The organism is Sphingobium sp. (assembly GCA_023266575.1).
GTDB lineage: Bacteria > Pseudomonadota > Alphaproteobacteria > Sphingomonadales > Sphingomonadaceae > Sphingobium.
This window is the reverse complement of record JAHFPV010000001.1, coordinates 239018-252885: the sequence shown is the minus strand read 5'-3', so window position 1 is coordinate 252885 and position 13868 is coordinate 239018. Positions and strand designations below refer to the sequence as shown.

Annotated in this window: 8 protein-coding genes, 1 tRNA gene and 1 pseudogene; 6 read left to right on the top strand and 4 right to left on the bottom strand. The window is 61.8% G+C overall.

Translation table 11 applies throughout. From position 1 onward, the window contains the following. The first annotated feature begins 121 nt into the window (after window positions 1–121). From Q0D44_RS01280 to Q0D44_RS01265, 4 genes are all read left to right on the top strand, one after another. Complete coding sequence (locus tag Q0D44_RS01280; protein WP_294131242.1) at window positions 122–958, top strand: alpha/beta fold hydrolase; 837 nt, start codon at window positions 122–124, stop codon at window positions 956–958. A gap of 97 nt (window positions 959–1055) precedes the next feature. Continuing rightward, window positions 1056–1132 (top strand) — tRNA-Met (locus tag Q0D44_RS01275). A gap of 281 nt (window positions 1133–1413) precedes the next feature. Continuing rightward, window positions 1414–5613 (top strand): hypothetical protein, encoded by a 4200-nt coding sequence (locus Q0D44_RS01270; RefSeq protein WP_294131239.1) that lies wholly within the window; start codon window positions 1414–1416, stop codon window positions 5611–5613. A gap of 35 nt (window positions 5614–5648) precedes the next feature. After that, complete coding sequence (locus Q0D44_RS01265; RefSeq protein WP_294131233.1) at window positions 5649–6440, top strand: hypothetical protein; 792 nt, start codon at window positions 5649–5651, stop codon at window positions 6438–6440. A gap of 155 nt (window positions 6441–6595) precedes the next feature. Here the strand turns inward: Q0D44_RS01265 and Q0D44_RS01260 are convergent, their stop codons facing one another. Both Q0D44_RS01260 and traA read right to left on the bottom strand, forming a co-directional pair. Beyond that, entirely contained in the window at window positions 6596–7348 is a 753-nt protein-coding gene (locus tag Q0D44_RS01260; protein WP_294131231.1) for a DUF6118 family protein, read from the bottom strand. 18 nt (window positions 7349–7366) lie between these two features. Further along, on the bottom strand, window positions 7367–10357 hold the full coding sequence (gene traA / locus Q0D44_RS01255; RefSeq protein WP_294131229.1) for a Ti-type conjugative transfer relaxase TraA: 2991 nt from the start codon (window positions 10355–10357) through the stop codon (window positions 7367–7369). Between the two features lie 173 nt (window positions 10358–10530). Between traA and Q0D44_RS01250 the strand changes: the two are divergent. Further along, window positions 10531–10837, top strand: a pseudogene (locus Q0D44_RS01250) (conjugal transfer protein TraD). A gap of 22 nt (window positions 10838–10859) precedes the next feature. Then, a complete protein-coding gene (locus Q0D44_RS01245; protein WP_294131226.1) occupies window positions 10860–11090 on the top strand; it encodes a conjugal transfer protein TraD in 231 nt (76 codons plus the stop codon). Here the strand turns inward: Q0D44_RS01245 and Q0D44_RS01240 are convergent. Both Q0D44_RS01240 and Q0D44_RS01235 read right to left on the bottom strand, forming a co-directional pair. Continuing rightward, window positions 11087–12601 (bottom strand): HEPN domain-containing protein, encoded by a 1515-nt coding sequence (locus tag Q0D44_RS01240; protein ID WP_294131223.1) that lies wholly within the window; start codon window positions 12599–12601, stop codon window positions 11087–11089. The two genes, Q0D44_RS01245 and Q0D44_RS01240, sit on opposite strands and share 4 nt — an antisense overlap. Next, entirely contained in the window at window positions 12598–13050 is a 453-nt protein-coding gene (locus Q0D44_RS01235; RefSeq protein WP_294131221.1) for a hypothetical protein, read from the bottom strand. Before Q0D44_RS01235 ends, Q0D44_RS01240 begins: the two co-directional genes overlap by 4 nt. Window positions 13051–13868: the final 818 nt, after the last annotated feature.

Here is a 13868-nt window from a genome sequence, read left to right as displayed (position 1 = left end):
GCCATCATGGCCGGTTGTGCGTTGCAACATTAGGACTTGGCCCAAAAAAGATTGCAACAGAAAAATCGCGCTGAACCCTGCGATTGCGTTATTGTGGGTCCGTAACGGTATGGAAACGATCATGTTGGGCAAGAAAACAGGTCTGGTGGCGGCCACATTGATGCTGGCCTCCTGCGCTTCGGGTGTGCGGGAACAGATTTATAAAGCCGACGCCACGCCGATCAGCGTGGCGCAATGGACCAAGGCACCGCCCCAGTCGCTGCCGGTGCGGACCGAGGATGGGCTGGCGCTGACCGGCTATTATTGGCCGGGCGATCCGGGCGACCGCGACGTCATCCTTTTCTTTCATGGCCGGGGGTCGAACCAGGGGGTCGCGGCGCGCTATGCCGAACATCTGACCGGGCGCGGCGATCATGTCATTGTCGTCTCCTATCGCGGCTTTGGCGGCAATCCGGGCAGCCCGACACAGGCCGGGCTAATGGCGGACGGTCGCGCCTTCGTGGCGCGGGCGCGAGAACTCATCGGATCGGACGCGCATGTCTTTCTGGTCGGCCATTCGCTGGGCGATGCAGTGGCGTTGCATGTCGGGGCGACCGTGCCGGTGACGGGCGTGGTCACACTGTCCACGTTCGACAAGCTGGAGGAATCAGCCCCCGGTGGCTTGGGCATGCTGCTACCCGACAAATGGAATAATCTGGACGCGTCGACCAAGATTGATGCGCCGCTGGTCATGATGCTTGGCACCGCCGATGACAGGGTTGATCTAAGCCAGGCCGACGCGCTGTTCGCCGCCGCGGGCAAGCCCGCCACCCTGCTGACCGTGCCGGGTGCAGGCCATAATCCCGACATGAGCCAGCTTGGCCCGCTGGTGAGCGAGGCGGTCGGCGCGATCGATTCGGGCGCAATGGCGGCCTATCCCACGGCGCTGCCCGCAGGCTGGAGCGTGCGCCGCAAATAAGTTGCCTGCCACCCGCATTACCCCCGTTGACCGACCCGCCCCCGCTGCGTATAGCGCCGCCTCACCGCAGGGCGACACGCCCCGCGCGGCCCCATGGGGCGGAGTAGCTCAGCTGGTTAGAGCAGCGGAATCATAATCCGCGTGTCGGGGGTTCAAGTCCCTCCTCCGCTACCATTCAAGTGTTTTATTGTGTTGTTTTTACACGATAAATTGCTAAGCCTCAAAATAAAAAGCCACATTTGTTCCCACGTTCCGACGGGGTCCTTATGGTACGATTCGGAACAGGGCGGGACGCAACCGGGCTTTTCCAGTTGGCGGCCCTTAAGCGTGGTGCAGTGAACGGTTCAACAGCGCGTCGATTGCTGCCAAGGCATTGATCGCAACAGCCCGGGCCTGTAGCGCTTCCCCTTTGCGCCTTACGCATCCATCGGTATGAAACAAATAGGGGGTGCTAATTGGCTGATTCCGCGTTGTTCATTTCTGGTGCGCTTTTTACCACCGACTACCTCATCGAAGCGATAAAGGTCACGGCGGCCTATCGTGCCGTCGATGTGGCGGAGTTGCGCGCGCGTCTGGGTCAAATCGCCGCAGTATTCCCGCAAAATCAACGCACGAATGAAAGCCAGACCGAGGACGATTTCATTTGGCCGGTGCTTGCGGCGCTTGGCTGGTCGGATTCTCTTCGCCAGCAGAATCTTACCGTTAGCGGGCGTGATGACGTGCCCGATGGCCTGCTGTTTGCCAACGCAGCGGCGAAGGCGTCCGCCAACGCGCAAGGCGACCAGTGGCGGCGTTATGGGCATGGCCTTGCGGTCGTCGAAAGCAAGCGATGGGCGCGTCCGCTCGACCGTGCATCTGGCCGCGATGAAACCACCGCGCCCTCCACCCAAATGCTCCGCTATTTACGGCGGATTGACGATCTGACGAGCGGTGCGCTGCGCTGGGGTATCCTTACCAACGGCACGCGCTGGCGGCTCTACTGGGCGGGCGCAAGGTCGATTTCGGAAGAATTTCTAGAGATCGATCTCGGCCGCGTTCTTGCGCTTGAAGGCGACGATGCAGCTTCGGATGGAGCTACACGCGACCACTGGCTGCGCGTTTTTGCAGTGATGTTCGGACGTGAAGCATTTCTGCGCGACGGCAGGGACCAACATTCGTTCCACGATCGCGCCCGCGCCGAAGCCGCGTTTTATGAGGAGCGGGTCGCCTCCAGCCTTTCAAAGCTGGTTTTCGATGTCGTGTTTCCCAGCTTGGCAAAATCCATCGCCGAGGCTGCACCAGATGCGCCGCTAATCGACGTTCGCGACGCCGCACTGGTGCTCCTCTACCGTTTGCTTTTCCTGCTCTATGCAGAAGATCGCGATCTTCTGCCGGTCAGCGACCCGCGCTATGACGACTATGCGTTGCGCCCGCTGCGGCTCGACGTCGGGAAGCGCGTGACCAGCGGCGATGCGTTTTCCACGTCCGCCGCGCGCATCTGGTCGCACGTTTTCGACCTATCGCGGATCATCGACAAGGGCGACGCATCGGTCGGTATTCCACCCTATAACGGCGGATTGTTCGCCACAGCCAGAACTCCCCTGCTTATCAGCGCCCGCGTCCCCGACAGCGTGATGGCCATTGCCCTCGATGCCCTTTCCTATGAGCGATCATCCGGTGAGCGCCGCTACATCAATTACCGCGACCTCTCCGTGCAGCAGCTCGGCTCGATCTACGAACGTCTGCTGGAATTCGAGATTGTGCGTGATGATGCTGGCGCACTGGTCGTTCGCCCCAACCTGTTCGCCCGCAAGAATAGCGGCAGCTACTATACGCCGGACGAGCTGGTCGGACTGATCCTCGACGAAACGCTCGAACCGCTCATCACTGAACGGATGGACGCATTCCGCACGGCCCTCTCCAAGCTCAACCCTAAGGACGCTGAAGACTATCGGCGGCGCGAACTGCGGGATGCCGACCCCGCCAATGCAATACTGTCGCTGCGTGTTTGCGACCCGGCAATGGGGTCCGGGGATTTCCTCGTCAGCCTGGTCGATACGCTGGCCGATCATGTGCTCGACGCAATGGCAGAAGTCGCCGCGCTGGGCGTCGATCTGCACTACACGTCGCCGCTCGCCGACAAGATCGAAGATATCCGTGCGACTATCCTGAAAAATGCGCGCGCGGCGAACTGGACGATCGACGAGGAACAGCTCGACGATCGACACATCGTCCGCCGCATGGTGCTGAAACGCTGCGTCTATGGCGTGGACAAGAACCCGATGGCGGTCGAACTCGCCAAGGTCGCGCTCTGGCTCCACACCTTCACGGTCGGCGCGCCTTTGTCGTTCATCGACCATCATCTGCACGCTGGCGACAGCCTGTTCGGTCTTTGGGTGCGCGACGCGATTGACAAGGCGGGCGCGGGCGGCGAGCTGTTTTATATCGATGCGCTGCGCAATGCCCAGCGATCGGCCGAAGCCATGAAAACGATCGAGGCGCTGACCGATGTCGAGATCGCCGAGGCGCATCGTTCGGCGGCGATGTATGATGATGTCGAGCTGATGACCGGCGAACTCGACGGGTTCGTCAGCTTCATCCACGCGCTCGACTGGCTGAACCTGAAGGAGAAGACGGACAAAGCGCTCGTGCGCCTTTGGCTCGATGGCAGCTTCGGTGATCCCATATCAATTGCCCGAGGCCGCCTTGCGCCCGCCACCCACAAGGTCAAGCCAGAAGAAGCGGAGCGCTTCAGCGAGATATTGACCCAAGCTCGTTCGCTGATTGCCGAAGAGCGATTCCTCAACTGGCAGATCTCCTTTCCTGGCGTCTGGAGCAATTGGGCGAGCGCGGGTCGGGAAGGCGGGTTTGACGCCATCGTCGGCAATCCACCTTGGGACAGGATAAAGCTGCAACAGGTTGAATGGTTCGCCGCGCGGCGGCCCGAAATTGCTCTGGCGCAGCGTGCATCTGACCGTGCCAAAATGATTGCCAAGCTCAGAGCGGACGGTGACCCACTTTGGCATGATTTCGCCTTGGCGGACGCGCGCGCGGCAGATACGGCACGGATGGCGCGCTTCAACGGCGGCAAGCGCATCGCCAATCCGGATTACGTCAACACCGTAAAGGCGTTGTCCAAAAAGATGCCGGAAACACAGAGCAAGGTGCACGCCAAAGGTGAGGACGTCTCGATTGGCGGTCCGCCTAAAACCATTCCTGCGCCATCGGACAATTATCCGTTGCTTAGCCGGGGCGACATCAACCTCTATTCGCTGTTCGTCGAACGCGCCCACGCGCTGGTGAAGCCGGGTGGCATGGTCGGGCTGCTGACACCCAGCGGGATCGCCTCAGACTTGTCGGCCAGCGCCTTCTTCCGTGAAGTGGCAGTCGGCGGACATCTGAAGGCGCTCTATGATTTTGAGAACAAGAAAATATTCTTTCCTGACGTGCATGCCAGCTTCAAATTCTGTGTGATTTCGTTCAGCCCGACCCGGACTTTCGGCTCCACGAAAAGCGCGTTCTTCCTACATGGTACGAGCGAACTTGCGGACCCTGATCGCGCCTTTGCGATTGGTGCAGCGGACTTTGCCAGCGTCAATCCCAACACCGGCACCGCGCCCATTTTCCGCTCACGCCGCGACATGGCACTGACCACCGCGATCTATGCCCGGCTGCCGGTGCTGGTCGATCGCTCGGGCGGCGCGCCCGTCGCCGCCTGGCCGGTGCGCTACGCCACCATGTTTCACATGACCAACGACAGCCACCTGTTCCGCACCCGCGCCGAACTGGAGGAACGCGAGGGGGCTTGGAGCATTGGCGGCAACCGCTTCCAGTCAGCGGCGGGCGAATGGGTGCCGTTGTATGTCGGTCGGATGATCCACCAATTCGATCATCGGGCTGCATCAGTCGTCGTCAACGAGGCGAACTTGCACAACCCTGCATTGAGCGGCGATGTAACGTCGGAGATGAAGGCCGATCCGTCATTTCTGCCAGCATCGCAATATTGGCTGCTCGCAACTGAAGCTGTTCAGGGCACCGCGATCGGGTTTCGCGACATAGCGCGATCCACCGATGCGCGGACGATGATCGCTGCAATGATACCGCACCGGGCGGCAGGAAACACCGCGCCGCTCATTCTATCGGACGCTCCACCGTCCAAGCAGGCGCTTTTACTGGGAAATTTGAACGCGCTCGTGCTCGATTACGTCGCGCGCCAGAAGGCTCAGAGCACCCACCTCAATTGGTATATAGTCGAGCAACTGCCGATCATCCCGCCCGCCGCCTATGCCCTAACCTTCGGCAACAAGACCGCCGCTGACATCGTCCGTGAGGCGGTGCTGGAACTGACCTACGCCGCCCATGACCTCGCCCCCTTCGCGCGCGGTCTGGGCCATGTCGATGCAGCGGGTGACGTGCTGCCGCCCTTCATCTGGGACGAGGACCGGCGGCTACGGCTACGCGCCAAGCTCGATGCGCTCTATTTCATCCTCTACGGCGTGTTCGATCCCGCCGACGGTGGCCAAAGCCGCGACGACATCCGCTACATCTATTCGACCTTCCCCATCGTCGAACGCGAAGAAACGGCAAAATGGGGCAGCTATCGCAGCCGCGACCTGTGCTTGGCCTGGATCAACGCACTGATGGCCGGGCAGCCCGATGCCGAGGTTGCGGGATGATGTCCGTGCGACTGTACCAGAATGGAGGCGCATGAATGGCAAAGCTCAATCGTAAGCAGATTCAGGATCGAGCGCGTCAAATTCTTGAAGTCGAAAGCGGTGGTATCCGCTGGGGTGAAATCCTGAAGCGGGTCCATGGCCCTGATCCCGAGACGCCGCCCAACAGCATTCATGGCGCAATTCAGGTGCTATTCCAAAGCTCTGACGACATCGTAAAGGTGGCGCGTGGCACCTACCAACTCGCCAAATATGTCGATGCCGATGCCGCCGATGCAGTCGCCGCCGACGAAGCGATTGCGACGGTGCCGATCAGCAAAGCGACAGCGGGTGCCATCGGAACGCTCACCGAACAAGATTTCTACGCCAGTTTCGCCGAATGGCTGGTCGAGAATGATGAGGCGACGGTAGCCGAGCCTTTGGGCGGGAGCAGCCTTGGGGGCAAATGGGGCACGCCTGATGTGCTCGGCGTGATGAAGCCGCGCGCGCAGGACATCTTCCGCTTTGAACCTCAGATTATCGCCGCCGAAATTAAGGCGACGCCCTCCCAGCCCGTCGTCGCTTTTGGCCAAGCAGTCGCATACCGGCTGTTCTCACATAAAAGCTATATCGTCGTGCCCCGCACGACGAGCAGCGACGATATGAGTCGCTTGAAGTCCTTGTGCAGCATCCACGGTGTCGGGCTGGTAACTTTCCTACTCGACAAAGACGCGCCGGATTATCTCGTCATCATCCTGCCTGCGCTGGCCAGCCCGGATATGTTCTACGTCAACACGATGTTGGAACGGCTAAAGTCGAGCGAGCCTAAACTCCTGAACAAGCTATTCTGAACGATGTGGCGATTCTACCTATGCTGGTATCGCTGATGTCCATGGGAGGTTCGCAGAGCTAGTGGACCGACAATCATTTTCGGATGTGAAAGTGTCCGACAACGGAAATCGCAGGTTTGTTGTCACCGCGCGACGCGGAATCCCTCCCAAGAGTCTCATCGCTTGCTGATACTGATGGTGCAACGCACCGGCTTTCCCACTTTGGCGGCCGTCTGCTCGCACGCGGCAATGGTATCTTCGTTTTCACGAGCCAGGTCGGCGGCATCCACGATTACCTGCCAGCCTTCGGGGTTTCCGGCGCGCATGAGACGGATACCGGCGTCCCATAGGTTGGACTCGCCCAGCACGCGACGAGCAACCCGTTCCGGCCAAAGCCAGCTTTGTGGGCCGATGCTGGCCGCCCAGCCGGGATAGACCAGCCACAGAAGCGACACGGCCAGTGCCGCGCCGCCGCCGCAATAAAGCATGTGCCAGCGCTGTTCTTGTTTGGTCCGAATGGTGCCGATCGCGCGCATCTGATCCGCATGGGCTTGATAATGCAATTCCACCGATTTCTTGATGGTCGCCTTGTCCGTCGCTCGTGCGGCATCCGCCGCCACATCAATCCGCTCCGCCATGCTCTCCGGCGTCAACTGCATGGCAGGTGCGTCCATGATTGTCTTCGTCTGCCCGGCCAATGTCGCGAGATAGCCGTTCATCTTGGCAAGCGTCGGGCCATAGTCCGGAAATTCGAGGCTCTGTTTCTCTATGGCGATATGCTCAAGCGCACGGGCCATGACCGCCATGCGCCCTTCAAGCCGCTCTTCCATAGCGGCCACGCGCTCCGACAGATGGGCGAACGCCTCGGCGGCGGCATTGGGCCGGGGTTCCGGCTCCGGTTCGTTGAGAAGGCTCTGCTCGTCGTCCATGTCATGGTCTCCTTGGGGTTAGCGGCTCATGCCGCGACTGATGTCGCGTCCGTGATCGAAGGGGATGGAGGATGCGAGGTCGTGGGAGAGGCTGCGGCCCGCCTGCTGGCCGATCTCAAGCCCAAGCTCGCGGCTGCGCAGGCCCAGCACGGATTCAAGCTGGGCATCGCGTTCGAGGCTTTTCGCCATGCCCGCCATCTGCTGCGCGGCGCTCTTCGCGCCCCGGAAATTGCCGTCGCGCACAAGCTCGGCATGATGGCGCTGCAACTGCTGCCACCCTTCCACGAACCGATCTGCGCGCTGGAACGGGTCCATGCGGATTTCGGTCTCCAACTGCATCGCGCGTACAGCGGACTGGCCGCGCCCCTCGGCGGCTTCGCGGACAAGCTCCGGGCTGCTGCGGAACGCGGTATTCAAGTCGGACGAACCTTCGGGCCGGATGGCCTCCAGAGCATCGCGCGCCCTGTCGAACGCCTCGCGCTGGTGCGGCATGCCGTCCAGACCTTGTGCGCGGGTCTGCTGGATTGCGTCCAGCGCCTTGGCGTAGCGCTCCACCGCGCCGCGCACGCCGCCTGCGCGCATGGGCTGCATATCATATCCAGGCTGGTGCAGGACGACCCGTTCCTGCGCAGGCGGCTCGGCCTTCGGCTGAAAGCCCGCAAATATGTCGCGTTCCTGCTGCGGGATGTTGGGCCGGAAGTTGTCGAACATCCCGCGTGCCTTTTCGACAATCGGCCTGACGATCTCCGCGATCCGCTCGCCGAAGGCAATGCCGCGCCGCTCGGCATATTCCTTTGCCGGGTCGGCTTGTCTGTAATCGATGGCCATGTCCTTGCCGCGCTCGCGCGAGAGCGTGCGAACAAGCCGGGACTGATCGCGGAAATCATCGCGGCCATAATGAAGCGCCATGCCGTCACGATGGCGGGACATGGCGACATAAGCCCCATGCCGATCCATCCCCGGCGTCGCCAGCACATGCGCCTTGTCCACGGTCATGCCCTGCGCCTTGTGGATGGTGGCGGCATAGCCGTGGTCGAGATCGCGATAATCTTTGGTGTCGAAAGCCACGACACGCCCATCATCGGTGCGGACGGACATATGGCCTTCGTCCACATGTCCGATGGTGCCCAGCGTGCCGTTCTTCACCTCAAGGCTGCGTTCGTTACGCAAGAACATGATGCGGTCGCCAGACGCGAATAGTCGGTCGCCGCGCTCGGTCTTAACCTGGCGCTCGTCGCCTAGTTCAGCCGCTTCGCGCATCGCCGCACGCGCGGCCTCGTTGAGGTCGCGCACCTCCGCATTGGTGTGGGTGAGGATGATGCGGCTGGCGTCAGGGTTTGCCTGCCGTTCGCGATCCCAGCGCGCGACAAGATCGCGGCGCGCATCCTCGCGCGTCTCAGCCTGATGCACCATGTACTTGTCGGCATAGGCGGCAATCGCCTCGCCGGTCCTGCCGGTCGCCAGATGCCGGGTGGCGTTCTGCTGCCAACTCTCATGCTGGCGGCGAACCTGGGTGATCTCGACGCCGCCATGGTGTTCATGAATCGCACGGAACGCCGCGCCTGCCTCGATCGACTGCAATTGCTGCGGATCGCCGACAAGAACGACCTTCGCGCCAACATCGGCGGCATGGGACAGCACGCGCTCCATCTGGCGCGTGCCGACCATGCCTGCCTCGTCAATCACCAGCACATCGCGGGCGGTCAGAAGGTCGCGGCCCTGCGCCCAGCCATGTTCAAGTGCAGCAATGGTCCGCGACGCGATACCGGAGCCATTCTCCAGTCCCTCAGCGGCAATGCCCGCAAGCGCCGCGCCGCGCACGTTGAGGCCCGCGCTTTCCCACACGTCGCGCGCCACGCCCAGCATGGCGCTTTTGCCGGTCCCGGCATAACCCAGCACCAGTGACAATCCGCGCCCGCCCGTTATATGGCGCAGCGCAGATTCTTGCTCTGCTCCCAGAGCAAGGCCACCACTCTCGGTGGCGCGGCTGGCGTAGGTCGCCGCCGCCGAGAGACCATCGCTCCGGTCCATCGCCATCCTATCAGCGGCGCGGCTCATCCGCTGCTCAGTCTCGATCATATCGCGCGATGTGAACCGCTCGTCGCCGCGCCCGTCTTTGCCCAGCGCGATCAGGTCGGGCGAAGTACGGACCGCGCGGATGGCGGCGTTGAACTGCTCCTGCCCGTCACTATGCCGGTGGATGAACATCGCCATATCGCGGTTGGTGAATGTGGCCTGTTGGTGGGTGATGGCGTTAAGCGCGATACCCGGATCGGCGATGATGCGTTCGCCATTCTCGCGCGCGATCTCGCGGTGCATCTCCGCGCGATCGGCTTTCAGCCCCTGGGCGTCCATCCGGTGTGCCGGACCGCCAATCTTGCTTTGCGGTTCGAGGTCTATGCCCTGATCGGCAAGGCTGCGGTGATCGATGCGCGCGTCAATGTCGAGTTCGGCAAGGCGTGCGTTGACGTGGGTCTCCCAGCGTTCGCGCCAGCGCTCGACATTCTCTCGGGTGTTCCATTCGCGCACCTTCGCGCCGAAGCCAGCGGTGCCATCATCGCGCTGCACAACCTCTCGCATGGTGAGCATGACATGGGCGTGCGGCTTGGGCTGGCCGTCCGCGCCGACATCCCAATGCACATTGAGGTCAGCGATCATGCCGCGATCGACAAACTCGGCGGACACGAAATCGCGGGCCAGTTCGATGCCCTGCGCCTTGGTCATTTCGCGCGGAATCGCGAACTCGACTTCGCGCGCAAGCTGGGCGTCCTTGCGCTTCTCGAATGCCTCGACGTCGTTCCAGAGACGTTCGCGGTCGCGCCATTGTTCGGGCGCACCTTCGGGCAACATGATCTCGCTATGCTCGACGCCTGAGCGGGCGCGAAAATCTTGGGGCCGGTCGAGGCGCTCGTCGTGCAGGCGTTCGCCCGCACGATAGGCGGCGGCAGAGACGGCGGAGCGGCCCGCCGCGCGACTGATGACCTGAACAGAGAAATGGAAGATCGCCATGACGATCGTCCATCTACTACGCTCAAGCGCACGTCGGAACGACGTATAAGCGCGCCCTTCTCGAAAATTTCTCGGACGGGACTAGGCGGTGTCAGGCTGTCCCGGCGACTCTACTGCGCGGCGGGCGACATCATCTTATCATAGCGCCATCGTCACTCAATGGAGACTTTGTGATGCGTAAGCCCCGTGATTTTGATTCGGAACTCAAAGCCCTGGCCGACAAGGCGAGGCAACTCAAAGAGCGCCGCGTGCGTCAGCTTGGCGAACTGGTGACGGCGACCGGGGGCCGATGCGCTCGACGCCGATATACTGGCCGGGGCGCTACTCCATGCCGCTACGGTGAAAGACGCGCCGACAAAGGAGGGCTGGCGCAAGGCGGGCGCAGCTTTCTTTCTCGGCAAAGGCGGCAAGGCTGCGGGCGGACCTTCTGGCCAGCAAAGCGGCACTCTCCCGCTCGACGGCAGCGCGGCATCGGCTTGAGGCACAAAAGGCGCGAACCGACATGCGGGACTGGGCCGTCGCACGCCGTGAACGCACCCGGCATCTGATCGAACTGGGCGGGCTTGTCGTAAAGGCGGGGCTGGTCGATCTGACCGACGATGATCGCGCGACGCTCTACGGCGCGTTCCTTACCGTTGCCGACCGGCTGCGCGGTGAGGAACGGGCCAACGCGCTTGCCCTGTGGAAGCGCAAGGGCAAGCGGGCGTTTGAAGCGGAACAGGACGGCGGTTAGCGCGAAACTGACAAGCGCACATTGCCGCCCGGTTCTGCCCGATACTCGACCACCGCCGCTATTGGTGGGCTGCTCTTGTCGCAATAGCGCACGGTTATGAAGTCTTCCCGGATCGCGGGACACAGGCCCGAGCCATAGAGAATGTCCGCGAGCGCGTCGAAGGTCGTCGCCTTGGCACGATAGGCTCCGGTCCACCGCACAGTCCAAATGTCATCATTGGCCTTGACCCGGTAGCCCGCCCTCTGCGCAACATCCATGACTGCGCCAAGCACCGTGTCCTCCCGCACGTCGAAGTCCAGCACGGCGGACAGGTCTGCCGGTTCGGAACGGACGGCCTGCGCGGACCTTATACGCCATAGCGTTGCCTCCGCGCCAGCCATGAAGAAGCACAGGCAGACAATCGCCAAGGGCAGATGGTCAACCCAGCCCATGAAACTTTCGGAGCGCCAGAATCGGCGAACGCGAACGAGCCGATTCCACCGGCCCGGTAACGGGGCGGCACGGCGCACGGTCCGCCATGTCCGTTGCAGCATGTTTGCGCGGGGCACACGCTGGGAAAGCGCTACCGCCGTTGTCGGTCCTGCGGGCGGCGGAAGCATCAGCGCTGGCAGGCTTTCGGCGAGCGAAGCCTGATGATCCGCGACCGCGCACGCCGCACGTTCCGCCAGTATCTCCACCCGCGCGAACGCCCATGACAGTTCCTCGCCCGAAATGCGGTAGGATCGCCCATAGCGCGCTTCGACATAGGCACGGCGAATGCAGCCGAACGCGCGCCGCTCGAACCGGATGTATCGCGGCCATGCCGAACATAGGTGCGGGTCCAGCGCTTCCGCCGCCTCGCGCAGTTCATCAAGCGCATGGGTGCGCGGGGCGTGCAGGCTGATCGACCGCAGGACGCACAGATAGAAATGTTCGCACGCCTGATGCAGCATCAACGCTGCCATCGGCGCATCGCCCCGGTCCCGATAGAAAGCCGCGCCCGCCAGAAATCCGGTTCCGCGCTTATGCCACCGAATGAACTCCGCCACACCCCGAATAGCCCGTTCGCGCATCGGAAGGCGGCGCGGCTCTTTCAGCCGCAACCCCTCCATCTGGTATAGTGCGATGCCCTGTTCTGCGATGGTGACGAAATGCGGGACTCCTTCGACAAGAGCGCCGTTCACCCGCTCAAGGCTTTCTACGGCCAGCCGCACCGGGCGGGAAATTTCGCCATGCTCCCACGCGCGTCGCAGCCGGTCACGCACCAGCCGCCAATCGCGTTCGCTGCGGGCAAGGCGGGGATAGTTGACGATCGCCAGCAGCCGGAACGCTTCCCCCGGCGCGATCTCTCCCCAATCTTTCTCGGCATAGGGACCATGCAAGATCAGGGTGAGGATGCGGCCCGCCCGGAAATGTTCGGCACATCGACCCTTGGTCGTTTCCTCGAACGCCTCGAACATGATCATGGTGACGTGGAGAAGTTCGTCCCGGATCGGTGCGGGCAGATTATCGGCATCGGTGCGCAGCATCATGACCGCGCCTCCTGTGGGCGACGCTGACAACCTTTCGGGCGCGGGTGGCCCGTCACGTCATGCACGCGATCCACCAAGGCACGCACAAGGGGCGTGATCGTGGCGGGAATGAAGCCGCCCGTGCGGGGCCGGTCTTCCTCCCACTCATGATAATGATAGCCCCATTTCCAATAGGGCGAGAGAACCTCAGCCAGTCGCGCCATGTCTGAGCAATCATGACCAAAGCCGCAAGCATTGGCGTAGGCCAGTGCCTTGGCGATGTCCTGTCTGATGTGGCGGGCGTTCCACGCATCGGCAAAGCCCATATCCAGTAGATAGGCGCACAGGGCTTGCTGGGTCACGAAACCGGCCTGATGCAGCGCTTCCTTTGCATGTCGCGGATCGATGAGGAAATCCGCTTCCAGCGTGGTCATCCAGCGTTCCGCATTGTGATAGCGGAAGCGGCTCATGCTTCGCCCCTCTTTCGTCCGCTCCAATGTCGCGGGTTCGTCTTCATGCCGCTGGTGGAGCGGTGCCAGGGTCTTGGCCCAAGGCGAGGCGATGGCCGACGCCGTAACTGGTATGATGGTCAAACCGCGTAGCAGAGCGCGGCGAGATGTACCGATTTTCGAATCGTGAGACGGATGTTCACCTTTCGCCATTGCCTTGCCTCCATCGGCTACGTCCTTCGGGTTACATCTCGCAAAGGACTATCAGATATCGCTTATACAGCAAAAGGGCGGCATTAATCAATAACAGATATCTCTTAATGAACTTGTGATTGAACAGGCGTCATCGTCGGTTACGAAACTTCCATGGGAAGACCGCCGCTCGGAGTGAAAACAACTGTTGTCCGTCTGCCGAATGGCTTGGCGGAGCGCATTGACGATCTGATCGGCCCCAATCGGCGCGCTCAGTTCATCCGCAGCCTCGTCGAAAAGGAGGTTGAACGATTGGAGAGCGAACGTACCGCAAAATCCGGCAGGCAGTCTTCAACCTGAAAGGATAAAGCAAGGCGGCGTATATGCGACCGGCTGCTTGGTAGTGGGTCAGTTTGAAAATCAGGGGTGCAATCGTCCGTAATGACGTGCGACAAGCGGACATGGCATCATTGAAAACTTACGACGTCCGCATTCAGGTACCAGGGCAAAATATCGTACCGCTTGGCCCCGTGTCGGCAGAGAACGACGATTACGCTCGGCACGAACTGGGCAGACTCGTTCGCGCTAAAAACGCTCGAACGCCGCTCAACCCGGATAGCGACGTATGGATGTACGATCTGGAAGGC

Excerpts from the sequence above, each read along its gene's own strand:
- Q0D44_RS01280 (WP_294131242.1), top strand. The coding sequence starts at position 122 with ATGTTGGGCAAGAAAACAGGTCTGGTGGCGGCCACATTGATGCTGGCC.
- Q0D44_RS01265 (WP_294131233.1), top strand. The coding sequence starts at position 5,649 with ATGGCAAAGCTCAATCGTAAGCAGATTCAGGATCGAGCGCGTCAAATT.
- Q0D44_RS01260 (WP_294131231.1), bottom strand. The coding sequence starts at position 7,348 with ATGGACGACGAGCAGAGCCTTCTCAACGAACCGGAGCCGGAACCCCGG.
- traA (WP_294131229.1), bottom strand. The coding sequence starts at position 10,357 with ATGGCGATCTTCCATTTCTCTGTTCAGGTCATCAGTCGCGCGGCGGGC.
- Q0D44_RS01245 (WP_294131226.1), top strand. The coding sequence starts at position 10,860 with ATGCGGGACTGGGCCGTCGCACGCCGTGAACGCACCCGGCATCTGATC.
- Q0D44_RS01240 (WP_294131223.1), bottom strand. The coding sequence starts at position 12,601 with ATGATGCTGCGCACCGATGCCGATAATCTGCCCGCACCGATCCGGGAC.
- Q0D44_RS01235 (WP_294131221.1), bottom strand. The coding sequence starts at position 13,050 with ATGAGCCGCTTCCGCTATCACAATGCGGAACGCTGGATGACCACGCTG.